Origin of the sequence: Paenibacillus sp. E222 (assembly GCF_013401555.1) — a bacterium.
Taxonomy (GTDB): Bacteria; Bacillota; Bacilli; order Paenibacillales; family Paenibacillaceae; genus Paenibacillus.
On the sequence record NZ_CP058552.1, the window covers coordinates 4,194,112 to 4,216,639 of the forward strand.

Annotated in this window: 22 protein-coding genes and 1 riboswitch; of the genes, 19 read left to right on the top strand and 3 right to left on the bottom strand. The window is 45.4% G+C overall.

What is annotated here, in order from left to right:
• The first annotated feature begins 4 nt into the window (after positions 1-4).
• The 13 genes from HW560_RS19010 (at position 5) to HW560_RS19070 (ending at position 13,244) form a co-directional block, all read left to right on the top strand.
• Positions 5-1,831 carry a P-loop NTPase family protein gene (locus HW560_RS19010; protein WP_179264244.1) on the top strand — a complete coding sequence of 609 codons (1,827 nt, stop codon included), beginning with the start codon at positions 5-7 and terminating at the stop codon, positions 1,829-1,831.
• Positions 1,821-3,887: a hypothetical protein gene (locus tag HW560_RS19015; protein WP_179264246.1), complete on the top strand. Its 2,067-nt coding sequence runs from the start codon at positions 1,821-1,823 to the stop codon at positions 3,885-3,887. The genes HW560_RS19010 and HW560_RS19015 overlap by 11 nt, the downstream gene beginning before the upstream one ends.
• Before the next feature lie 54 nt (positions 3,888-3,941).
• A complete protein-coding gene (locus HW560_RS19020) occupies positions 3,942-4,427 on the top strand; it encodes an ABC transporter permease (protein ID WP_076289114.1) in 486 nt (161 codons plus the stop codon).
• A 16-nt stretch (positions 4,428-4,443) separates the two neighbouring features.
• On the top strand, positions 4,444-4,842 hold the full coding sequence (locus HW560_RS19025) for a hypothetical protein (RefSeq protein WP_090899877.1): 399 nt from the start codon (positions 4,444-4,446) through the stop codon (positions 4,840-4,842).
• On the top strand, positions 4,839-5,390 hold the full coding sequence (locus tag HW560_RS19030; RefSeq protein WP_090899874.1) for a hypothetical protein: 552 nt from the start codon (positions 4,839-4,841) through the stop codon (positions 5,388-5,390). Before HW560_RS19025 ends, HW560_RS19030 begins: the two co-directional genes overlap by 4 nt.
• Positions 5,377-6,360 carry a hypothetical protein gene (locus HW560_RS19035; RefSeq protein ID WP_090899871.1) on the top strand — a complete coding sequence of 328 codons (984 nt, stop codon included), beginning with the start codon at positions 5,377-5,379 and terminating at the stop codon, positions 6,358-6,360. Before HW560_RS19030 ends, HW560_RS19035 begins: the two co-directional genes overlap by 14 nt.
• Before the next feature lie 132 nt (positions 6,361-6,492).
• On the top strand, positions 6,493-8,043 hold the full coding sequence (locus HW560_RS19040) for an ABC-F family ATP-binding cassette domain-containing protein (protein ID WP_090899868.1): 1,551 nt from the start codon (positions 6,493-6,495) through the stop codon (positions 8,041-8,043).
• 64 nt (positions 8,044-8,107) lie between these two features.
• Positions 8,108-8,217: riboswitch (TPP riboswitch) on the top strand.
• A gap of 238 nt (positions 8,218-8,455) precedes the next feature.
• Positions 8,456-9,130, top strand: a complete 675-nt coding sequence (locus HW560_RS19045) for a thiamine phosphate synthase (protein ID WP_177185742.1) — start codon at positions 8,456-8,458, stop codon at positions 9,128-9,130.
• Positions 9,131-9,134: 4 nt separating this feature from the next.
• The gene (gene thiO / locus HW560_RS19050) at positions 9,135-10,364 is read left to right on the top strand and encodes a glycine oxidase ThiO (RefSeq protein WP_179264248.1); all 1,230 of its coding nucleotides are present in this window, start codon (positions 9,135-9,137) and stop codon (positions 10,362-10,364) included.
• Complete coding sequence (gene thiS / locus HW560_RS19055; RefSeq protein WP_090899859.1) at positions 10,361-10,564, top strand: sulfur carrier protein ThiS; 204 nt, start codon at positions 10,361-10,363, stop codon at positions 10,562-10,564. Before thiO ends, thiS begins: the two co-directional genes overlap by 4 nt.
• A 3-nt stretch (positions 10,565-10,567) precedes the next feature.
• On the top strand, positions 10,568-11,335 hold the full coding sequence (locus tag HW560_RS19060; protein WP_090899857.1) for a thiazole synthase: 768 nt from the start codon (positions 10,568-10,570) through the stop codon (positions 11,333-11,335).
• Positions 11,332-12,381, top strand: a complete 1,050-nt coding sequence (locus HW560_RS19065; protein WP_090899854.1) for a MoeB/ThiF family adenylyltransferase — start codon at positions 11,332-11,334, stop codon at positions 12,379-12,381. Before HW560_RS19060 ends, HW560_RS19065 begins: the two co-directional genes overlap by 4 nt.
• Positions 12,382-12,554: 173 nt before the next feature.
• Positions 12,555-13,244: a winged helix-turn-helix domain-containing protein gene (locus HW560_RS19070; protein WP_090899851.1), complete on the top strand. Its 690-nt coding sequence runs from the start codon at positions 12,555-12,557 to the stop codon at positions 13,242-13,244.
• 139 nt (positions 13,245-13,383) lie between these two features.
• Here the strand turns inward: HW560_RS19070 and HW560_RS19075 are convergent, their stop codons facing one another.
• Positions 13,384-13,884: a C40 family peptidase gene (locus HW560_RS19075; protein ID WP_090899849.1), complete on the bottom strand. Its 501-nt coding sequence runs from the start codon at positions 13,882-13,884 to the stop codon at positions 13,384-13,386.
• 282 nt (positions 13,885-14,166) lie between these two features.
• Complete coding sequence (locus HW560_RS19080) at positions 14,167-14,808, bottom strand: thiamine diphosphokinase (protein ID WP_179264250.1); 642 nt, start codon at positions 14,806-14,808, stop codon at positions 14,167-14,169.
• Between the two features lie 186 nt (positions 14,809-14,994).
• Between HW560_RS19080 and HW560_RS19085 the strand changes: the two genes are divergently transcribed.
• Together HW560_RS19085 and HW560_RS19090 are read left to right on the top strand one after the other, a co-directional pair.
• Entirely contained in the window at positions 14,995-15,663 is a 669-nt protein-coding gene (locus HW560_RS19085) for a trimeric intracellular cation channel family protein (protein ID WP_090902466.1), read from the top strand.
• Between the two features lies 1 nt (position 15,664).
• Positions 15,665-16,135: a low molecular weight protein-tyrosine-phosphatase gene (locus HW560_RS19090; protein ID WP_090899844.1), complete on the top strand. Its 471-nt coding sequence runs from the start codon at positions 15,665-15,667 to the stop codon at positions 16,133-16,135.
• 157 nt (positions 16,136-16,292) lie between these two features.
• Here the strand turns inward: HW560_RS19090 and HW560_RS19095 are convergent, their stop codons facing one another.
• Entirely contained in the window at positions 16,293-17,027 is a 735-nt protein-coding gene (locus tag HW560_RS19095) for an alpha/beta hydrolase (RefSeq protein ID WP_090899841.1), read from the bottom strand.
• Positions 17,028-17,282: 255 nt separating this feature from the next.
• Between HW560_RS19095 and pdhA the strand changes: the two genes are divergently transcribed.
• From pdhA to lpdA, 4 genes are all read left to right on the top strand, one after another.
• Complete coding sequence (pdhA, locus tag HW560_RS19100) at positions 17,283-18,350, top strand: pyruvate dehydrogenase (acetyl-transferring) E1 component subunit alpha (RefSeq protein WP_056690070.1); 1,068 nt, start codon at positions 17,283-17,285, stop codon at positions 18,348-18,350.
• A 105-nt stretch (positions 18,351-18,455) separates the two neighbouring features.
• Positions 18,456-19,433 carry an alpha-ketoacid dehydrogenase subunit beta gene (locus HW560_RS19105; protein ID WP_062325380.1) on the top strand — a complete coding sequence of 326 codons (978 nt, stop codon included), beginning with the start codon at positions 18,456-18,458 and terminating at the stop codon, positions 19,431-19,433.
• A 175-nt stretch (positions 19,434-19,608) separates the two neighbouring features.
• A complete protein-coding gene (locus HW560_RS19110; protein WP_090899838.1) occupies positions 19,609-20,922 on the top strand; it encodes a dihydrolipoamide acetyltransferase family protein in 1,314 nt (437 codons plus the stop codon).
• A 3-nt stretch (positions 20,923-20,925) separates the two neighbouring features.
• Positions 20,926-22,341, top strand: a complete 1,416-nt coding sequence (gene lpdA / locus HW560_RS19115; protein ID WP_024630356.1) for a dihydrolipoyl dehydrogenase — start codon at positions 20,926-20,928, stop codon at positions 22,339-22,341.
• Positions 22,342-22,528: the final 187 nt, after the last annotated feature.

Consider the following 22,528-nt stretch of genomic DNA (forward strand, 5'->3'; position numbering starts at 1 on the left):
TCTGATGCTCTGGAATACCCTATGGTTAATTTTAGTTTTGCTGTTATGCCTTGCGTATGTTTGGTTCAAGTTCAGAGCTTCCCATCGTGAAAAGAATAACCGTGCTCCTGAGCGCGAATCCTTCACAATTGAATTGCTGACGGAGAAAGTAAAGAACTCGCTTCATGAGCTTAGTCATAGTCAACTTGCGGATGTCGGATTACATGAAGAAGAGTATCGGCGAAGAATCAATCAGCGTGCCGAGATGCGCAAGGCGCTTAAAGGTTGTGTATCAGGAAGCATCAGTGACAAAACATATGTCAAAAATCTGATAGGTGATCTGCTTACCCGCAGCCTAGGACTGAATAAGTCAAATATCGATGAAGTCATTTATTTTGGAGACACTGAGTTACTGACGGTTCAGGATCAATTCGAAATCGTGTTTTATCTATACCGGCAGCAATTTGGTGTCGATGCTTTGTCGCGCATGATAGACACTTATGATCTTGGCAGACTGAGGCTGGGTGAAGGTGCAGACGACGGAGGAAGTTACTATATCTCCGAGGAGGATATCCGATATGTGTTTGAATGTGAGTACAGAGAGCTTGGCTTCAGAGAAAAAACGGATATCATCGTTCAACGGATCTACCAACATTACAAAGGCTTCTCGGTGGTTGATGAAATAAGAGATCAACGAATAGATGGCGTTAGTGGTGGTGTGAGCGGCATGCTGGATGCCCTTCAGGATATGGGGCTACGGCAGCCAGCTTCGTGGAATGATCTGCTCGCGGATGGACTTGAAGATGCTCCCCTCGAAGAACCGCTTAGTGGAATGGAAAGTGTCTGGATTTTCTATAAAGGTAAGTCCATTCATCTGCCCTTCCTGTCATTTGGCAGTATCCGTGAACTGAAGAGGGTATGTCAAAATATTTATAAATACAACTATCCGGGACAGCTTTCGGAAGCGAATGGATATAAGGTAAACGAGATGAAGGACGGATCACGCGTCGTTGTTGTGCGTCCTCCCTTTGCCGAATCATGGGCATTCTTTGTCCGGAAATTCGATATTCCTAATGCTTCACTTGAACAGCTGATTACTGGTAACAACGCAGATTTGCCAATCAATTTGCTGCAGTATTTGATGAAAGGCAGTAGAATTACAGCTGTAACAGGAGCACAGGGGTCGGGTAAAACGACGCTTCTTATGGCAATGGTCAAGCATATTTATGCTTCATATACCCTGCGTGTACAGGAGATGGCTTTCGAGTTACAGCTGCGGCGTATATACAGTCGACGTAACATTCTAAGCTTCCGGGAGACCGAGCACATATCTGGTCAACAGGGACTGGATTTACAGAAAAAGACCGATGGTACTGTAAATATTCTCGGTGAGGTCGCAAGTGACGAAGTAGCCGCATGGATGATTCAGATGTCCCAGGTTGCCAGTCTGTTCACCCTGTTTACCCATCATGCCAAAACGTTTCGTGATCTCGTCTTCTCCCTCCGTAATTCACTGCTCAAAACAGGTATGTTCCAACATGAACATATTGCCGAGGAGCAAGTCGTAAGTGTCATTAATTTTGATGTACATATGAAAAAGGACGCAGAGGGTCGAAGATATATCGAACGAATCACGGAGTGTCTGCCACGTGCGAATAAAGGGGATAGCGTGGAAGAACGGGCTGGATTTTCGTTTCGCAATGTGATCGAGTATAGAGATGGCAATTACGTCGTCACAGCTCCGATCTCCATAGGAAGTATTACGGATATGCGGGAGCAGATGACACTACAAGACGCTGCGCTGTTTGAGCAGTTCATCAAGCAACATTGGGGTGATACCTATGACCGTTAAGCTTGTTCTTCTGTTGGTGCTGGGGATATGTGCAGGTGGCTTGATAATCACGCTACTTGTACTGAACCTGTTACGTCACAGAGGAGGTGACTCTGCAACTAAATCCATAGGGATCGCTACACTTAACGGCAATCGTATGCTGCGGTGGGGATCGTTCCTGTTACAGTCTTATCGCTGGGGCATGAAAGTGCCGCTGCTCTCTGCGTATATTTTGCAAGTACAGAAACGTATTTCATTCCGGCATGTTGGAGATGAACCAGCATTAAGACGAATGAGTATGAGCGTGGTTCTAATGATCCTCGGAGGATACGGAAGTATCAGTGTAATTCTTTTCCTTATGCAGCCGGGTATCGCCTTTGTCATATTGTCGGTACTCTGCGCTGTCGTTCTGAACAGCCTTGTACTGGATATGTGTTTGAATCGTATGGAGAAACGACTGTTGGTACAGATGCTGGACCTGTTTGCCGACGTGAGACATCGGTATCATCAGCATGGAATGGTAGAGGAAGCACTGTATGAAGCAGCGGAAGCAGGTAAAGGAGAGGCTGCTGATCAAGTGCTGTTGATCTATGAAGCATTGACTTCTATCGATCCGAACGAAGCTTTGGAACGGTACTATGAGATTGCGCCGAATCGCTTTCTTAAAGGTTTTGCCGGTATTTCATATATGGTGATGGAGTTCGGAGATAAAGACAGAGCACAAGGTTCGATTTACTTGAAAGGCCTGGGGAATCTGACGCAGGAAATTCATCTTGAGATTTTGCGGAGGGACAAACTGGACTATCTGTTAAAAGGGTTGAATATCATCGCCCTGGCCCCCGTCCTGTTCACAGCTCCAATTGAACGTTGGGCTAGGGGAAGTTTTCCAACTATGGATGAATTCTATCGCAGCAAAATCGGGTTTGTAACCAAAATATCGATCTACGTCATTATCATACTTGCCTACCTGCTTTTGCAAAGACTTCAGCAGTATGATGAAACCCGCTATCGGACAGGACGCAAACACTCCAGAATGGATCAGTTCCTATACAAGCAGACGTTCATTCGAAAGGTGGCGATGTTGTTTGCGCCCAAACCTGGCAGTACCAATTACAGTCAAACCGTAAGACTGATGCGGGAAAGCAGCTCGGAACTGAAATATGAATGGCTGGCTATACGAAGGCTGATGTTATTTGCAAGTTGTTTTGTGCTGACCATTGGCTGTGTCTTGGTGCTGCATCAGGTTGAACGAAATCATATCTTATATGATCCCGTGAGAGATGACCGGATGTTTGGAGCGATGGGAGAGGAGGAGTTAAAGCAGGCTACAGAAAAGACAAGCTTGGATAAAGCTGTACTCGAGCGCATCGAAATGAAGCGGGGTGCAACTTTTGATGAGATTTCGAAAGCATTGCAGTCCGTAAATCCCGTGCAACTGGATCATGACACACAGACTGAAACTATTGCACGCATTCTGCAGAAGCTGGAAGGCTATAACAAGCAATACCTCCACTGGTGGGAATTAATTATTGCAATGTTGGTAGGTATAACGGGTTATCACATGCCGATCTGGCTAATGATGTTCCAGCGCAAGATGAGAAGTATGGACATGAGGCATGAAATCTATCAGTTTCAGACGGTTATCTCGATCTTGCGAGAGATGGACCGTATGTCTGTAGAGGAGATATTGGAATGGCTCAATCGCTTTGCTGTTATTTTCAAAAGGCCGCTGCAAAAATGTCTGCTGCACTTTGAACATGGGCCTGAGCATGCACTTGAACAGTTGAAAGAAGAAGCAGGTCTGCCTGAATTTCAGCGTCTGGTTGATAAGCTGCAACTTGCACTTGGGAAAATTTCGATTCGAGAAGCATTTGATGATCTGGAAAGCATGATGGCCTTTTATTTTGAACAAAGGAAGCAGGAATACACCAAGATGATTGATGTTAAAGCATCATGGGGAAGAATGATCGGGTTTACACCGATGTATGCCCTGATCTTCCTCTATCTGGTCATTCCGCTGGTAGGTATGAGTTTCCTGCAAATGAACATTTATTATGAACAGATTCAGAAACTGTAACGACCATTACGTCACAGTCTGAAATAAATTAAAAACGATACAGGAGGATTTATCATGAACAATGCATCAAGCGCTTTAAAGGTGGCAGCAGGCATCTTTCTGACCATCGCCCTTATTACAATTGTAGTTCTGTTGTTTATTTCGGCTCAGGAGGCGACCAAAACAGCGCAAAACAATTTTGCCGATATCCAGACCGAATTGTCCCAAGCTGCATTTACGGTATATGACGGAACTACCATTAGTGGGTCACAAGTCACAAACGCGCTGCGTAAATATGCGGACAAAGACCAGTTCGGGATTCAAGTGATTACAGGTAAAAATAAAGGAGGACAATGGTACGGTAATCAGTTGAACATCTCCCAGGATCTCAATAATGCAGATTATGGTTCTGTTATTAAACCTGACGAGAAAGTGGGTGTTATCAACCAGACCATGAGTGAAAAAGACAATCAATATGTCAATCCAAGTGGTAAATTCAAAGCAATTATCGTAAAAGACAAATCCAATGTGGTAAGAGGGCTTATTTTCCAGCAATCCTGACAGGAGTTGGTTTAACATGTCCCAGAATACACAGCAGCTCATGTTGTTCTGTACGGCGGTTGTCCTATTTGTGACAGCCTGCCTGTACGGGCAGCAGAATGTTCGAATTCTATCAGACGCTTTGAATCACTTGGTACAGACGACAGCAGACATGGAAGGACGGTTGAATACCACGCTGCATATAAGCGAGCCAATCCGTTATAGTGGTGCGGAAGTGTTACACACTGTGAGGCAAATGACAGGGACAACAGTCAGCGTGCAGGTGGACGGGATTGCATATGTCATTGATCCCCTTGTAAACAGAAAAGAAACTATTCCTGTCCAGCTTGCTGCATCGTATACACCCAAGTTCATAAGAAGTGAGGCTGGCGAACTGCTGAAGATTGCATTTTGGAAGGAGGCCAGTACACCTTGATTAATGCTGCATCCAAGCTGCTTGCTGTTTTGCTGGCAGTGATTTTGCTTTATGTTTACCCGGCAGCAGAAACTGCTGATCGACAGGATGACATGGCACGTATGACCGTAGTTCAGACGGTTACCCGTTTTGTTGATGCGGTCAGAACAAAGGGATACATTTCCCCTGCCATGTATGCAGAGTTCGAAGAACAGATGGCTCGAACGGGGAACGTCTATGAGATTTCTATGGAGCACTTGCACAAAAAATATGTTCCTCATTACTCAGATCCAATGGATCAGAGCACATTCTCTGGTACCTATGAAACTGTACAAGATGGCTACTATGCAGCCCAAATTAAAGCAAAGCTGTTTCCTTCGTCCGGTGTGCAGGCTTTAGACGATCCTGGGCGCAGATATACACTGGCAATGGGGGATTTCTTCACAGTAACCATCAAAAATACCAATCGCACACCTGCCATGCTGATTCGTGAGTGGTTGAACGGGTCTGCACAGGCTGCGGCGGTGTTTACCACATATGGAGGTATGGTGCTTAATGAAGATTACTGATCTCTCCATTGTATTTGTACTTATCTTTTCACCTATATTCTGGGTTATCTCTCACAATACAAACAGTGTTCAAGAGGCTCAATATTTAAGCGATCGGTATAAGATGGCACTTCAGAGTGCCGTACTGGATGCAGGGGCTGTGATGCATCAAAATGAGAAGCAAAACGATGAAGCAGGATATGATTCGACCAAATTTGTAAAAGCGGACAAAGAGCTCGCCTTAGCTACGTTTACCCAAACAATGGCGCTAAATATGGGGATTTTAAATGATCCTGCTGCTATACGGGCCATGTTCAATTACATTCCAGCATTAGTCGTGCTGGATTATGATGGTTATTATATTTTTGCGATCGAAACAGAAATGACCGGAAAACTTGAAGAGTCATTCCGGCAAGTTTGGAGTCCCAAAAAGCCCTATACATATTCTGATTCAAATGGTAACAGTATTAATTTCACACTCGATGGGTATGTGTATGCCTATGACGCAGGTTTGGGCAAGTGGGTGGAGGGTTTCCAGAAAGAATTGGCCTCCAGCACGCAAATCCCCCTGCTTCAGAATGCCGAGACGTTTGAGCAGGTCAGACGAAGCCGGATCGTGACAAGTGTGCAGGAAGATTTGGCAGATGTTATTAACCGTCATAATGAGTTTGCAAGAAGGAATGGTGTTTCCTATACCTTTACCATGCCTTTGATTTCTCAGGAAGACTGGTACAATTCAATTAATGACACGGGGCTTATGGCGTTTATTCAGGGAATTCCTGTAGGTAATCAAAAGTTTAACAACTATGCCATTGGTGGTGGCAGACTGGTGAAGAAAACGGCGATTGTTGGCGGAGTTGATCCGGTAAGTGCGATTAAATACTATTACCCATCCACATGTAACAATGGTTACAGAGCTGAAGAAGTGTTTACAAATGCCAAACAAGCGGCAGCGCAAGGGTATTTTGAGTATAGCTGTTCAAATAATTAAAGGCAGTTTATATGAAATATAAAAGCGAGGTTGCATGAGATGTTTGCATTACTTTCAGAAAAGGCGACACCTGTGCTAAAATAGGGTTTCGGAACGATAGTAATGTCCAATAGATAGGAGCAACCTCATCTTATGAGTTTATTGTCAGTAGAGAACGTGAGTCATAATTTTGGAGACCGCACGTTATTTAAAAATGTATCTTTTCGTTTACTTGCCGGAGAGCGTGTAGGCCTTGTTGGTGCTAATGGTGTGGGAAAGTCCACACTGATGAACATCCTTACCGGGAAATTGTTAAAGGACGAAGGGAAGGTCGAATGGACCCCCAAAGTTCGTTATGGATATCTGGATCAGCATACCAAGCTCACACCTGGAAAAACGATTCGTGATGTGCTTAAGGATGCGTTTCAGCCCTTGCTTGAGTTGGAAAAAGAAATGATGTCCATTACCGATCAGATGGCAGACGCCGATCCGGACAAACTCGAATTGTTGCTGGAAGAAATGGGTGACATTCAGGAGCAATTGGAGCAAGGTGACTTTTATCTGATTGATGTGAAAGTGGAAGAGATGGCAAATGGACTGGGCTTGTCCGCCATCGGTCTGGATCGTGACGTTGCCGCGCTTAGTGGTGGTCAACGTACGAAGGTATTGCTTGCCAAGCTTTTACTGGAAAAACCAACTGCTCTTTTGCTGGATGAGCCAACGAACTATCTTGATGTGGAACACATTGAATGGCTGACGCGTTACCTTAAGGATTACCCGTATGCGTTTATTCTGATTTCGCATGATACGGAGTTTATGAATGAGGTCGTTAACGTTATTTATCATCTGGAATTTGCCAAGTTGACGCGTTATGCAGCGAACTATAACAAATTCCTTGAAATGGCCGACATGAATAAGGCGCAGCATATTGATGCTTATGAGAAACAGCAGGAGTATATCAAGAAGCAGGAAGATTTCATCCAGCGGAACAAAGCCCGTGCTTCTACTTCCGGTCGTGCCAAGAGCCGTGAGAAGCAGCTCGGCAAGATCGAACGGATCGATCGTCCAGACGAAGCGGCCAAACCCACATTTAAATTCAAGGATGCCCGGGCGAGTAGTAAAACCGTCTTTGAGGGCATTGATTTTGAAATTGGATATTCGTATGCATTATTGCCCAAAATGACGATGACGATTGAGCGTGGCGAGAAAATTGCCATTGTTGGCTGTAACGGTGTAGGTAAATCCACACTGCTCAAGACCATCTTGGGAAAAATCCCACCAATCAGCGGTAAGACTTTCTTGGGTGACTATTTGGAGACAGCCTATTTCGAACAGGAAGTACGTGCAGGAAACATTACCCCGATTGAAGATGTGTGGAATGAATTTTCTCATCTGACACAGAATGAAGTCCGGGGGCATCTCGCACGTTGTGGATTGAAAAATGAGCATATCACCCGTCCGCTTAACGCGCTTAGTGGTGGTGAACAAGCCAAAGTTCGTTTGTGTAAACTTCTGATGCGTGAAAGTAACTGGATTTTGTTCGATGAGCCTACAAACCATTTGGATGTAACGGCCAAAGCAGAGCTGAAACGTGCCTTGCAAGAATTCAAGGGTACCGTGCTGCTCGTATCCCATGAACCTGATTTTTATGAAGATTGGGTTACCAAAACGTGGGATGTTGAAGCTTGGTCCGAGAAACAATAACGTAATAAATGGAAATGTACGGTGACAAAAAAAGGTGTCTATGGTAACATAGGCTACAGCTTCATATGAACACTAGGGGGGCCGCACGATGCGGCTGAGATGGAAGAATGCGATTCCGGACCCTTTGTACCTGATCTGGATCATACCAGCGTAGGGAAGTGGCGCGTTTCAGCTAATGACAAAGGGCGTTATCGATAACTTTGCGATATGGCCTGCAAGATGATTCATGCGGTTTCTAAGTATACAGCGTTGCGACTATGTTGGTTTCTGTAGTTGTTATGCATTATGTATATATAGAGTAATCCCATGCGACAGTCATTCAGTTGATCCATGAATTCTAAATTCGTGGCCACTCCCCTACGGGAGTGGCTTTTTTGTTGTTTTATATCCGCTTAAATCATACAAGAGGAGGGTGAACAGGACGGAAATCTTCCACGAACAGTTAACAACACGATTATTCGAACTGCATGTGGTTTCACCAGGTACAGGAGACTTGGACTCTTTTCTGAATATTGCTAAGGATATATGGCGGTGGGTCGATTATATCCACATACGGGAAAAAAAGCTGCCCCTTGAGCAACAGATGTATTGGGCGCAAAGTCTCAGAACACGAGGTGTCCCATTTAACCGAATCATTCTGAATGGCTCCACTCAGCTTGATCATCATGCGTTGCTTGGTGGTGTGCATTGGGGTCAAGCAGTTATTCGGAAATACGATAAGGATGTGTTGAGGAGAAACAATCGGCTTCGCGTAGGAGTATCGGTTCATTCTCTGGAAGAAGCAAAAGTTGCAGAAGAACGTGGAGCGGATTATCTCTTTTACGGGCATGTATATGCCTCACCCAGTAAACCAAATTTCGAGCCCAGGGGACTTGCTTCGTTAGCAGAGGTATGCGCTAAAGTTTCAATTCCGGTCATCGCGATTGGTGGGATTGCAACGGAGAATATTGCTGCCATTCGAACTGCTGGTGCCCGTGGAGCCGCTGTGATTTCGTCGATTTGGACGAATGATCAGCCGGAACTGGCTGCCGCTGCATTGCGACTGGCGATTACGGATTCAGAGAAATACGCCGAACCAAGGAGATGATGCCATGAGAAAGGAAGCAAGAAGCCGAAGCGGGAATCGTTCAGGGTATCATCCAGGCACAGTATCGAGGAGTAAAGTTGGAGCAGAATTTCGAGGCAAGCTTCATGCAGAAACCATTATTGTAGGCGGAGGCGTTATCGGTTGTGCTATCGCATGTGAACTCGCTACCCGAGGTTATGACGTTCTTCTGGTTGAGCGTGCTCGGATCGCTGGTGGAACTTCCTGTGCAGCCGCAGGCATGCTTGCCGCTGACAGTGAGGAATTTACTCATGCTGTGATGGCAAAGCTTGCCCGGCAGAGCAGAGCTTTGCTTCATGAGCAGAAGGAACGAATCAGTGCGCTTAGCGGCGTTGAAATGGGGCTGCAACAGCAAGGTTTTATTACTCCTTTTCGCTCATACAGTGAGGTCAGCAGTTACAAGAATAATCGATGGTCTACCTTATCTACAGAACATATTTGGTGGGATCGTGTCGCTGTCCAACAGGAAGCTTCATGGTTAAACAGGGATACGTATGGAGCATTTTACAGACCTTCCGAGAGCGAGGTTCTTCCTGTCAGCTTAACGCAGGCTTATGTCAGATCGGCTCAAGCCATGGGTGCAAGGGTGATGGAAGGTGTACAGGATGTCCGTTTGCATACGGATGTGAATGGAGTGCAAGGGATCGAGACTTCAATAGGAACGATGACATCGAGAAATGTCATTATTGCTACAGGGTTACATGGTGAAGAATTGATGAGACATGTGGGTCTGAAATCGCCTGTTTTACCAGTAAAGGGAGAGATTGCAGCCGTGCAGTTTTCACCTCACCATGCCGGGTACAGGCCAGACAAAACGGTGTATGCAGAGGATATATATATTGTTCCCAAAGCTAATGGAGAAGTATGGATCGGTGCAACAAGCCTTCCTGGAAGAACAGATATGAACGTTTCGGTGCAAGGCATTCAGAAGCTGCTTGCAGCTGCAACAAACTGGATACCTGGCATAAAGGAAGCCCATTTTATCCGAGCGTGGGCGGGTGTCCGTCCTTCGACTCCGGATGGATTGCCTTATGTGGGGGCTTGCGAAAGTGTTCCCGGTTTATTCGCTGCTTTTGGACACTATCGTAACGGCATATTGCTTAGTGCGATTACAGCGAGCCTCATGGCTGACTTGATTTGTGGCAAAACCTCGGAAGAGCTGGGGATTCAGGACCTTAGTCCAGAACGTTTGAACACAAAGGAGATGTTGCAGTGAATATCATTGTCAACGGACAAACCATGCAAATTGAAGATAGCTTAAATCGTGTGGACAAATTGCTCCATTCATTTAATTTGCAAGTAAAAACCGTCGTGGTTGAGTTGAATCGTCAAATTTTAACGCGGGAATATCATGAAACGACCACTTTAAGAGACGGAGACCGAATTGAAATTGTACATTTTGTGGGAGGCGGTTGAATCATGTTGAGGATTGGGAGTTATACGTTTGAGTCAAGATTGCTTATGGGTACAGGCAAATTTTCGGACTTGGAAGTGCAGAGCCAGGCGGTTGAAGCCTCAGGTACGGAAGTATTAACGTTCGCCGTTCGGCGTTTGAATCTGGAAGAGCGCAACAAACAGCACTTTCTGGACACCCTGGACTTGAAAAGGTATACCCTTCTACCTAATACAGCGGGTGCTTCAACAGCAGAGGAAGCTGTGCGAATCGCTGAACTTGCTCGAGCGTCAGGGCTTTGTGATATGATAAAAGTAGAAGTTATCGGCGATGGAATCACTTTGCTTCCTGACCCAATTGAAACCTATAAAGCTTGCGAAATTTTGCTTGAAAAAGGCTTTACGGTACTGCCTTATATCTCGGACGATGTTATGCTGGCCAAACGATTGCAACTACTCGGCGTACATGCTGTTATGCCTGGGGCTTCACCGATAGGGGCGGGAAGAGGCATTATTAATCCCTATAACCTGGAGATTATTATTGAACAAGCCGTCGTTCCTGTTATTGTGGATGCAGGACTTCGAGCACCTAAAGATGCTGCTTATGCGATGGAGCTGGGAGCTGACGGTGTTTTGTTGAATACGGCTGTGTCCGGATCCGGAGATCCGGTGAAGATGGCGAAGGCAATGCGATTGGGGGTTGAAGCAGGTAGACTGGCTTATGAGGCAGGCATGATTCCCGTTAAGCGCTATGCAGCAGCGAGCAGTCCCGCGGAAGGAATGGTTCACACATGACTAATCAGACACGATCTTCTGAACAGGGAGACCGCTATTCCAGACAGGAACGGTATGCACCTATCGGTAAAGAAGGTCAACATCGATTGAATAACAGCAGAGTATTAATTGTTGGAGCGGGCGCGCTTGGTACGGGCATTGCTGAAACGCTGGTACGTTCAGGAATTGGCCATATCACCATTGCAGATCGTGACTATGTGGAGTGGAGCAACCTGCAGAGACAGCAATTATATATCGAGCAAGACGCCATTCAGCGAATGCCCAAAGCGATGGCAGCAAAGAAGCGCCTATCTGACATTAATTCTACTGTTGAGGTTGTAGCCAAAGTGATGGACGTCAGAGTAGACGAACTGGAGGAACTGGTTCAGAATGCAGACTTGATCATGGATGCCACAGATAATTTTGATACCCGGCTATTAATAAATGATATGTCTCAAAAGTATCGTATTCCCTGGATTTACGGCGGATGTGTGGGCAGTTATGGAATTACCTACACATTTCTACCTGGCGAAACACCTTGTTTGAACTGCTTATTAGGTGAGGTTCCGTTAGGTGGGGACACCTGTGATACGTCAGGCATTATTCCTCAGGCGGTGCAGATGGTTACAGCTAATCAGACTGCGGAAGCGATGAAGTTTCTCAGTGGTAATTCAGGTGCGCTGAGACGCAAATTGTTATCATTCGATGTGTGGAGAAATGAATACATATCCATTAACGTCGATGGTGCCCGGAAAGAAGATTGTCCATCCTGCGGAGCAAAGGCTAACTATCCGTACCTCTCTGCCTCAAACTTGGAAAAAACCGACGTACTATGTGGCAGAGATACAGTACAGATTCGCCCTTCACGGCGAATGAATCTGGATCTACAGCATACGGCTGATCGCCTCGTTAAGCTGGAGGAAGGCCGCGTGGAGGCTAATCCGTTTTTGGTTTCTTTTACAACTGGAGCGCACAGGATGGTCATTTTTCAGGATGGTCGCGTCCTTGTTCATGGCACAAAAGATACGGCAGAGGCGCGTACGCTGGTTCATCGGTACTTTGGTTAAAGAAGAAAATGAATGTTCCGAGTCCGTTCCTTCCGGGAATGGACTTTTTCATTTTACGGCATGATAACTATACAACAATGCTGCGATACACAACGGTCACAAGATTGTGGAGTTCAAGTGTAATTTAAACCAACAAATATGTAGCAGCGTATAAGACAGGCCGGGTGAAAAAAATGAAAACATCCATATTACTGGTTGGCAGGGGCGAGCTGGTATCTTCTACTCAAGGCATACTGTGTGCTGAAGGCTACCAAGTCGAGCAAATGGAATGGACAGATCTGAACCGTCTTTCTGAACTAACACTCACGAATCTCAATATGATCATATTAATAAATGAAGGATGCCATGAAGCTACCCTAAAAAATGGACTGGAGTCCTTCGTACACATAGGAGTTACTTCTCCATTGCTTGTCATAACTCCCAAGATATCGCCTGAATTAATTGTGGAATTGCTCGATTATGGCGCTAACGATGTGATGGAAGCACCTATTCACGATAAGGTGATGATGGCCAGAATACGGAATCTTTTACGTGTGTTCTCGCATACATCACAGGAAGATGAAGAAGTCATTGTAGTGCATGATCTCAAGGTTAATCTGCGTTCACGTCGCGTAAGTCGTGCAGGTGAATATCTGGTGTTGACTCCGAAAGAATACGAATTGCTGGAGTTCTTGGCGCGTCATGTGAACGAGGCATGTCCCCGGAGTGTTATTTTGAGGGAAGTATGGGGATATGATTTTGCAATGGATACGAATGTGGTAGATGTGTATATCAAACATTTAAGGGTAAAGGTAGATAAGGGAAGGAGCGTCAAATTAATTCATACCGTGCGTGGAGTCGGTTATATGCTTCATACCCAATAAAAGCGGTCGTATCGCCGCGGCTAACGAATTGCCTGTTTTCCACATAACTCCTGTTTGAGCTGAGAATTTCATTGGGTAAATATAAAAGGACCGGTCATTAGATCCGGCCCTACTCGCTTCTTTATCTTCAAAATATGAGCTACAGTACGCGGCGAGCTTTAATATATGTTTTTTTCCAGTTCCCCGAGTTCAAGTCGGAAAGAGTTACACCTGGTGATCCGTACGTGTGCAGAATTTTTCCGTCGCCTGCATATACGCCTACGTGAGTAATATTGGAGCCTGTGGAGCGACTACCGCTGGAGAAGAAGACCAGATCTCCAACTTGCAGATTAGCTTTAGATACAGCTACGCCTTCTTTGGATTGCTTAACGGATGTACGTGGCAAATCAACACCATACTTTTTAAAGATGTATTTCATAAATGAAGAGCAGTCAAAATTTTGTGTAGTTGAAGTTGAAGCGCCAAATTTATATGGAGTTCCTGTAAAGGTTTTACCATAGTTCACAATTTGTTGTCCTGTGGATACAGAAGCGCTTGCTGCCTGTGCAACAGGTGCATTCGTCATTAATACAGCTCCAAAACCTAGTGTAGCGCACAACCCGACGGTTACGGCCTTTTGGACAAAGATGTTTGTTTTCATGTGAGTACCTCCAAAATTCGTTTTCGTTTAGTTGCTAGAGTGAGTATAACAGCTTTGTAACAGCCTAGAAATTGGATGGAACCTGATCATCCTTAGGGCCGCAACAGTTTGGGTTTGTTTATTAAAATACCATTAAAAATGTCAAAAAATTAATCATTGACGAGCCTTGAACGTTACAAATATAGAAAAGACCCTTGATATATCAAGGGTCTTTGATGTTTTATTTGATTATTTTTAATCTAAATCATAGGTTACAAAAACGTAATAAGTATAAGCGGAAGGTTAATCTTTGCTTTGAATAATGAGTAATAACCCGCTATCGATTGAGACGGTGCCAGTCTTTCCGAGCAGTTTGTTGCTAATCCCCAATGATTGACCCATACGTATAGTTGCTTGATCAAGCGGGTACATGAAACCTTCCAGCGTAATACCTGTTACTTCATTAGTGAGTGGGAGCAGGGAGATGTACTCATATCCACGGTCTTCCACATCAGCTTCGGAGGTCGTTAGCATCATATAATTGTGTTCATCCTGCAGAGTGCAGGAAATATGATGCTGCATAGCGCGGACCATAATATGTACGTTAGCCAGTGTATGATCCATGCGAGTGCCCGTTGCACCCAACATAAGAATGTCAGACGGCTCGAGATCCAACGCTATTTCAAATGCCATCTCGGTATCCGTCAAATCCTTATGCACCGGATCGCAGGTGATTATCCGTTCGCTGTGATCTCGTACACTCTCCCGTTCCTGCTCGGTAATGGAATCAAAATCTCCTACTGCGATATGTGGCTGTACCCCGTTTTCTATTAAGAATAACGCCCCACGATCGGCCGCGATAATAAGGTCATCTTTACCGATTTCATTTAGAAATTGGGGAGAGAGATTTCCGCCCGTAAAAATAACAACTCGTTTCTTAGTCATTCTATTTCATCCTTCCTGATCAATAAAAAACAATTCACTTCTAATTAAGGTGTTAATATGATGCAAAAATCATTCACAAAACCAGTATAATCCACAAAATGTGGTTGCACAATTTCGGCATGCGCGGATACAATGGGTAGAGCAACATGGAGATGACTTGAAAAGTGAGGTTTGAACAGGTTGGACTTGCACATTTTTGAAGTATTCAGCATTATAGGTACCATCGCATTTGCAATGTCCGGAGCTTTCGTGGCAATGGAAGAAGAGTATGATATTTTGGGCGTGCTGGTGCTGGGTCTGGTGACCGCATTCGGAGGGGGAGTCATTCGTAATGTTCTCATTGGTGTACCCGTAACGATGCTGTGGAGCCAGGGAATGCTGATTATGCTCGCTCTTATATCTGTCGCGATTGCGTTTGTACTTCCTCTTAAGTGGATTGGTCACTGGAAGCGGACTGAAGCGCTGTTCGATGCGATTGGACTTGCAGCATTTGCGATTCAAGGGGCGTTATACGCGGCCGATATGGGACATCCCATTAGTGCGGTTATTGTAGCCGCAGTAATGACCGGTATAGGCGGAGGGATCATTCGTGATCTGCTGGCAGGAAGAAAGCCGTTAGTACTGCGCGATGAAATTTATGCTGTTTGGGCTATAACAGCTGGTTTCGCCATAGGTATGGGATGGTTTACAACGAACGCTGGACTGTTAATATGCTTCGCCGCAGTTGTGTTCTTCCGGATGTGCTCTGTTCATTATAAATGGAAGCTGCCACGTCGTTCACTGGTACAAACGGAGAGTGTAAAACCTCAGACAGCACCAGCGCCACTTAACCGCACCTTGAGTAAGGGGGAATAACATGATTAACGTTTTGTTTGTATGTTTGGGCAATATATGCCGCTCGCCGATGGCTGAGGCTGTCCTCCGTCATAAAGTGAGTGAAAGAGGACTTGATCAGCAAATTTCAGTGGACTCCGCAGGTACAGGTGACTGGCATGTTGGCAAACCTCCGCATGAGGGGACTAGAACATTGCTGGATTCCTATAAAATTTCTTATGCCAATATGGCGGCAAGACAATTTGCGAGTGCGGACTTCACACATTTTGATTACATTATATGCATGGATGATTCCAACGCAGCTAACGTAAGAAGTGTAACAGGTGGTGCCGATGCGGAAATTATCAAGATGATGGATCTGCTGCCGGACGAGACGCTCCGTGAAGTACCTGATCCGTATTATACGGGGAATTTTGAAGAAGTGTACAGGCTGGTTGATGCAGGTTGTGACGTGTTGCTGGATCGGATTGAAAAGGAACATTCTTTGATATAACATCGGTTACATTTGCTTGGAATGACAAGTGAGATACAACAGAAGAAGCCGGGCGGACAAGCAGGAGAACCTGCTTCTTTTTTGAGTGTTGATGTAAGCGGTATCATGCGATTGCAAAACAAAAGCGGCATTTCAGCCGCCCTGTTCAATGATCGAATTAATTTTCCTGAAAAAAGTAAAGCAATGCTTCCGGCAGCTCGTTCTGCCAGAATCCCCATTGGTGATGCCCGTCTTTCTCCTGATAGGAGACAAGCGCACCTCGTTTTTCAAGCAAATCACGGGTATCCCGGTTCAATTGAACAAAGTCATACGTGCCGGTGTCTGCTTCAAAGGCAGTCTCCTGCAAACCAACAATCATCCAGATCGACAACCAGGACAAGTCTTCAGCTGCAGCGTAGATTTCCTGGGAAGCGGAGTAGAACGCTCCGGACATGCTGATGACACGTGTGAACAGGTCAGGATAGAGTAGAGCAAGATGAAGCGAAACGCTGCCACCCAATGAGTCGCCGGCAAGAACACGTTCCTGCGGAGAGCGGCGCACAGGATATTTCTCTTCTACATAGGGAATAATCTCTTCAGCGAAGCATGAGGTATACGCCTTGAACCGATCGCCGAAAGGGGCGTATTCCTGAGTTCTTACTGACACGTCAACCTGAACTCCTACTATAATGAAAGGTTCGGCTCCCTCGTCCAGAATGATACGGTTGGCAGTGGTGGCGATACGTCCAAAGTTGAAAAATTCTTCACCGTCCTGACAATAAACGACAGGGTAGGATAACAATTCGTTATAACCTGGGGGAAGATAAATTCGTAGTGTTCGCTTCTCTCCGAGATAGCGGCTCTCAATCTCTTCCTTCACAATCGTGCGTTTCAAATAGCGGGAATCCGTCATAAAACGTCACCTTTCTCGGTTAATTTTTGCATTCGACCGCGCAATACGGTAAGATTAACCTTGTGCGGGGATAGGTCAAATACGCAAACATGTATTATGCTGTTATACCAATATTAAGCCCCTGTTATACATACAATCCGGAAGGAAACATAAAAAAGTTACGGATATCTTTGACGTATGCAGTGAAACAGGTGTATAATAATATTATAACAGCGGAACTTGATATTCAAATTTTTTGTTGAGGTGAAGAAAAAAATGAGCAAGGTTCCTTATGAAGTATATACGGAGGATGTAGAAGCTCTGTCCGTGCTGTCTCCTGACGGCGAAATCGTTAACAAAGACATGATGCCTAAACTTTCCGACGATCAATTAAAAGAAATTATGTACCGCATGGTATTTACCCGTACTTGGGATGACCGTGCAGTAAACCTGGGCCGTCAAGGTCGTCTTGGTTTCTATGCTCCAGTATCTGGTCAAGAAGCTACAATGGTTGGTAGTGAATTTGCAATTGAAAAAGAAGACTTTGTATGTCCTGGCTATCGCGACATTCCGCAACTCGTGTGGCATGGACTTCCTCTTTATCAAGCGTTCCTGTACTCCCGTGGACACCAACATGGTGGACAAATCCCGGATGGCGTTAATGTGTTGATGCCGCAAATCATCATTGGTGCACAAATCCTGCACGCAATGGGTATTGCTATGGGTTACAAATTGAAGAAACAAAAACAAGTTGTAATTACGTACACAGGTGATGGTGGTTCTTCAGAAGGTGACTTCTACGAAGGTCTGAACTACGCTGGTGTTTACAAATTGCCTGTTATTTTCTTCGTACAAAACAATGGTTATGCCATCACAACTCCTTTTGCAAAACAAACGGCAGCTCTGTCCATCGCTCACAAAGCGGTAGCAGCGGGTATCAAAGGTGTTAAAGTTGACGGTATGGACATCTTCGCAGTTATCAAAGCGGTTCAGGAAGCTGCTGAACGTGGTCGTAACGGCGAAGGCGCAACTCTGATCGAAGCAGTAACTTACCGTTTCCGTCCTCACTCCCTTTCTGACGATGCTTCCAAGTATCGTACGAAAGAAGAAGAGGCTGAGTGGAGCGTAAAAGATCCAATCGCGCGTTTTGCTAAATATCTGGAGAAAAAAGGTCTGTGGACTGAAGAAGATACAGCACGTGTGAAAGAAGAAGCAAAAGCAAAAGTGAACGAAGAGATCAAAAAAGCGGAAAAAACCGAGAAAATGACGATTTCAGGCTTGATCGACAGCATGTTCGAACAAACGCCTAAGCACTTGGAAGAGCAAAAAGCTGATTTCCAATAAGTTTTTTCCGATAAAGCATAAACATCCGGGACGGGTTCCGGTGTCCCGGTATACATGTATGAATTCAAATGTGAACTGTCAATGTTTAAGGAGGAAATGAAGCAAATGGCACAAATGAACATGAAAGAAGCAATCCGTGATGCGCTTCGCGTTGAGTTGAAACGTGATCCTAACGTTCTGCTTTTCGGTGAAGACGTAGGTAATGTAGGCGGCGTTTTCCGTGTAACGGAAGGTCTGCAAAAAGAGTTTGGCGAAGAGCGTGTATTTGATACTCCACTCGCTGAGTCCGCTATTGGCGGTCTGGCTGTAGGTTTGGGTGTTCAAGGCTTCCGTCCGGTTGCCGAGATCCAATTCGTTGGTTTTATCTTCGAAGCCCTTGACCAAATGGTAGTTCAAGCAGCTCGTATGCGTTTCCGCTCCGGCGGTAAATACAATTCTCCAATCGTATTCCGTACACCATTCGGTGGCGGTGTAAAAGCGGCAGAATTGCATACAGATTCCCTTGAAGGTTTGCTTACACAAACTCCGGGGATCAAAGTGGTAGTTCCTTCTAACCCTTACGATGCAAAAGGTCTGATGATCGCTTCTATTCGCGACAACGACCCTGTATTCTTCATGGAGCACTTGAACTTGTACCATGCATTCCGTGCAGAAGTACCTGAAGAAGATTACACTGTTGAGCTGGGCAAAGCGAACGTTGTTCGTGAAGGTTCTGATGTAACGATCATTACTTACGGTATGATGGTTCACACTTCTGTGAAAGCAGCAGAAGAGCTCGAAAAACAAGGAATCAAAGTTGAAGTTATCGACCTTCGTACGGTTAGCCCGATCGACATCGATACGATCGTTGCTTCCATTAAGAAAACAAATCGTGCAATTGTTGTACAGGAAGCTCAAAAGAGCGCAGGTGTTGCAGCTGAAGTCATTGCCCAAATCAATGAAAAAGCAATCCTGCACTTGGAAGCACCGGTTCTGCGTGTAGCTGGTCCGGATACTGTATATCCATTTGCACAAATTGAAGATACATGGCTTCCTAACCCAGCGCGTATCGTTGCTGCGGTTAACAAAGTCGTAAATTTCTAATTTAATCATCTGACATGCCGCAAGGCGCAGTATGGTGATCCACACCGCAGCGCAAGCTGCACTGTAAACAGCCATTAGCCCCTTGAGTAACAGTTTATTGCACTAGCAGTAACGGTTGTTTCTTGGAGTTAAGGGTTTTTTTCAGGATTGAGACATAATCAAGGAGGTTTTTCAGTTGGCTAAATTTGAATACAAATTCCCTGAACTGGGCGAAGGCCTTCACGAAGGCGAAATCATCAAGATGCACATCAAAGTCGGTGATAAAGTAACTGACGACGATATCATCATGGAAGTACAGAATGACAAAGCGGTCGTTGAAGTACCTTGTCCGGTTAACGGCACAGTAACAGAAGTATTCGCAAAAGATGGCCAAGTTTGCCACGTTGGCGAAGTTGTTGCAATCATCGACGCTGAAGGCGAGCTTCCTGAGCAAGACGACGCTCCTGCAGGCGAGCAAGAAAAAGATGCAGCTCAAGGTGGAGCTGACACAAGCGGTTCTTCCGCAGCAGCTTCCAGCTCGGATGCAGCAAAAGAAGGCGGAAACAACAGCGTTCCGGCAGTACCTGCCAAAGACGTTCTGGCAACACCAAGCGTGCGCAAATTTGCCCGCGAACAAGGCGTAGACATCGCTCAGGTTAACGGTACTGGCAACAACGGTAAAGTTACCAAAGAAGATGTTGAATCCTTCAAAAACGGTGGCGGTTCTTCCGCAGCGGCATCTTCCGCAGCTCCGGCTCAAGAAGAGAAAAAATCCGCAGCACCAGCAGCAGCTGCAGCTGATCAACGTGTGGAAGAAGAGCGCGTACCATTCAAAGGTATCCGTAAAGCAATTGCCAATGCGATGGTTAAATCGGCTTACACAGCACCTCACGTTACAATCATGGACGAAGTGGACGTAACTGAGCTGGTTGCTTTCCGTACTCGCATGAAACCTATTGCTGAGAAAAAAGGTACAAAAGTTACTTATCTGCCATTCATCGTTAAAGCTCTGGTTGCAGCTTCCCGTGAGTTCCCAGCATTGAACGCTATGATTGATGAAGAAGCTAATGAAATTGTATACAAAAAATACTACAACATCGGTATCGCTACAGATACAGACAACGGCCTGATCGTTCCTGTTATCAAAGATGCTGATCGTAAATCCATCTGGATGATCGCTGATTCCATTCGTGATCTGGCAGCTCGTGGCCGCGATGGCAAATTGAGCGCGAACGAAATGAGAGGAAGCACAATCTCCATCAGTAACATCGGTTCTGCTGGCGGTATGTTCTTCACTCCGATCATCAACTTCCCTGAAGTTGCAATTCTCGGAACTGGACGCATCAGCGAAAAAGCCGTTATCAAAAATGGCGAAGTTGTTGCAGCACCTGTAATGGCTCTTTCCCTGAGCTTCGACCACCGTATCATCGATGGCGCAACAGCACAAAACTTTATGAATTACATTAAACAGCTGCTCGCTAACCCTGAGCTGCTTGTTATGGAGGTGTAAGATATGGTAGTAGGCGACGCTTCTCTCAATATCGACACATTAGTAATTGGTGCGGGTCCTGGTGGCTATGTAGCTGCCATCCGTGCTGCTCAACTGGGCCAAAGCGTATTGATCGTAGACAAATCCGAACTGGGTGGCGTTTGTTTGAACCGTGGATGTATTCCATCCAAAGCCCTGATCTCGGCTGCACACCAATATGAGTCTGCATTGCACGGCGAAGCTTTTGGTATCTCTGCTGAGAACGTAAAAGTGGACTTCAGCAAAACTCAAGAATTCAAAAACGGCGTTGTTAAGAAAATGACTGGCGGCGTAGCTGGTTTGCTCAAAGGCAACAAAGTTGAAGTTTTCAACGGTGAGTGCATGTTCATCAACGAAAACGAAGCCCGTGTATTCAATGATCACGAGTCTCCGCGTTACAAATTCAAAAATGCAATCATTGCAACAGGTTCCCGTCCAATCGAGCTGAAACCTTTCCCGTTTGGCGGACGCATTCTGTCTTCGACAGAAGCTCTGAACTTGCCTGAAGTTCCAAAAAGCATGATCGTTATCGGTGGCGGTTATATCGGTGCTGAGCTTGGTCAAATGTACTCCAAATTCGGTGCAAAAGTAACAATCATCGAAGGTTTGGATACGGTACTGCCAGGTTTCGATAAAGACATGACTAGCCTCGTAGCTAAAAACATGAAGAAAACAGGCATCGAAATCGTAACGGGTGCAAAAGCTGAAAGTGCTGAGCAAACGGATAAAGATGTAACTGTTAAATATTCTGTAAACGGTGAATCCAAAGAAGTAACTGCAGATTACCTGCTCGTTACTGTTGGACGTCGTCCTAACACAGACGGAGAGCTTGGTCTGGACCTGATTGGCGTAGACGTTGACGAGCGTGGATTCGTTAAAGTTGATCACCAAGGCCGCACTAGCATTCCTCACATCTTTGCAATCGGTGATATCGTATCCGGTCTGGCACTTGCCCACAAAGCTTCTTATGAAGGTAAAGTGGCTGCTGAAGCGATCGCAGGACAACCATCTGTAGTTGACTACAAATGTATGCCGGCAGTTGTGTTCACAGATCCTGAGTGCTCCAGCGTAGGTTACACTGAGAAAGAAGCTAAAGAAAAAGGCTACAAAGTAAAAGCTGGCAAATTCCCTTATGCGGGTAATGGCCGTGCTGTATCTTTGAACCACGCTGAAGGCTTCGTGAAAATCGTTGCTGACGAAGAAAGCGGCCTCGTGTTGGGTTGCCAAATCGTAGGTCTGGAAGCTTCCAACCTGATTGCTGAGCTTGGTCTCGCAATCGAAATGGGTGCTACTCTGGAAGATTTGGCGCTGACTATTCACGCTCACCCAACTTTGGGCGAAATCGTGATGGAAGCTGCGGAACTGGTTATGGGTCACCCGATCCACATCATTTCCCGCTAATATCGTCTAAGCTTCGGATTCGTCCGGCATTATACGTAAATCAGAAGAGACGAATGACGTTAACGCGTTGTTCGTCTCTTTTTTCTGAGCAAAAGCCGAGAAATTCAAGATACCAGTGTATATGATATGATGAAAAGTTACACACTCAAAAGGTTTAGTGAATTGATTTTATCCAACAACTCAATTG

Bases quoted from the DNA above. Each gene is read 5' to 3' on its own strand.
- HW560_RS19010 (WP_179264244.1), top strand. From the start codon at position 5: ATGCTCTGGAATACCCTATGGTTAATTTTAGTTTTGCTGTTATGCCTT.
- HW560_RS19015 (WP_179264246.1), top strand. From the start codon at position 1,821: ATGACCGTTAAGCTTGTTCTTCTGTTGGTGCTGGGGATATGTGCAGGT.
- HW560_RS19020 (WP_076289114.1), top strand. From the start codon at position 3,942: ATGAACAATGCATCAAGCGCTTTAAAGGTGGCAGCAGGCATCTTTCTG.
- HW560_RS19025 (WP_090899877.1), top strand. From the start codon at position 4,444: ATGTCCCAGAATACACAGCAGCTCATGTTGTTCTGTACGGCGGTTGTC.
- HW560_RS19035 (WP_090899871.1), top strand. From the start codon at position 5,377: ATGAAGATTACTGATCTCTCCATTGTATTTGTACTTATCTTTTCACCT.
- HW560_RS19040 (WP_090899868.1), top strand. From the start codon at position 6,493: ATGAGTTTATTGTCAGTAGAGAACGTGAGTCATAATTTTGGAGACCGC.
- thiO (WP_179264248.1), top strand. From the start codon at position 9,135: ATGAGAAAGGAAGCAAGAAGCCGAAGCGGGAATCGTTCAGGGTATCAT.
- HW560_RS19060 (WP_090899857.1), top strand. From the start codon at position 10,568: ATGTTGAGGATTGGGAGTTATACGTTTGAGTCAAGATTGCTTATGGGT.
- HW560_RS19065 (WP_090899854.1), top strand. From the start codon at position 11,332: ATGACTAATCAGACACGATCTTCTGAACAGGGAGACCGCTATTCCAGA.
- HW560_RS19070 (WP_090899851.1), top strand. From the start codon at position 12,555: ATGAAAACATCCATATTACTGGTTGGCAGGGGCGAGCTGGTATCTTCT.
- HW560_RS19075 (WP_090899849.1), bottom strand. From the start codon at position 13,884: ATGAAAACAAACATCTTTGTCCAAAAGGCCGTAACCGTCGGGTTGTGC.
- HW560_RS19080 (WP_179264250.1), bottom strand. From the start codon at position 14,808: ATGACTAAGAAACGAGTTGTTATTTTTACGGGCGGAAATCTCTCTCCC.
- HW560_RS19090 (WP_090899844.1), top strand. From the start codon at position 15,665: ATGATTAACGTTTTGTTTGTATGTTTGGGCAATATATGCCGCTCGCCG.
- HW560_RS19095 (WP_090899841.1), bottom strand. From the start codon at position 17,027: ATGACGGATTCCCGCTATTTGAAACGCACGATTGTGAAGGAAGAGATT.
- pdhA (WP_056690070.1), top strand. From the start codon at position 17,283: ATGAGCAAGGTTCCTTATGAAGTATATACGGAGGATGTAGAAGCTCTG.
- HW560_RS19105 (WP_062325380.1), top strand. From the start codon at position 18,456: ATGGCACAAATGAACATGAAAGAAGCAATCCGTGATGCGCTTCGCGTT.
- lpdA (WP_024630356.1), top strand. From the start codon at position 20,926: ATGGTAGTAGGCGACGCTTCTCTCAATATCGACACATTAGTAATTGGT.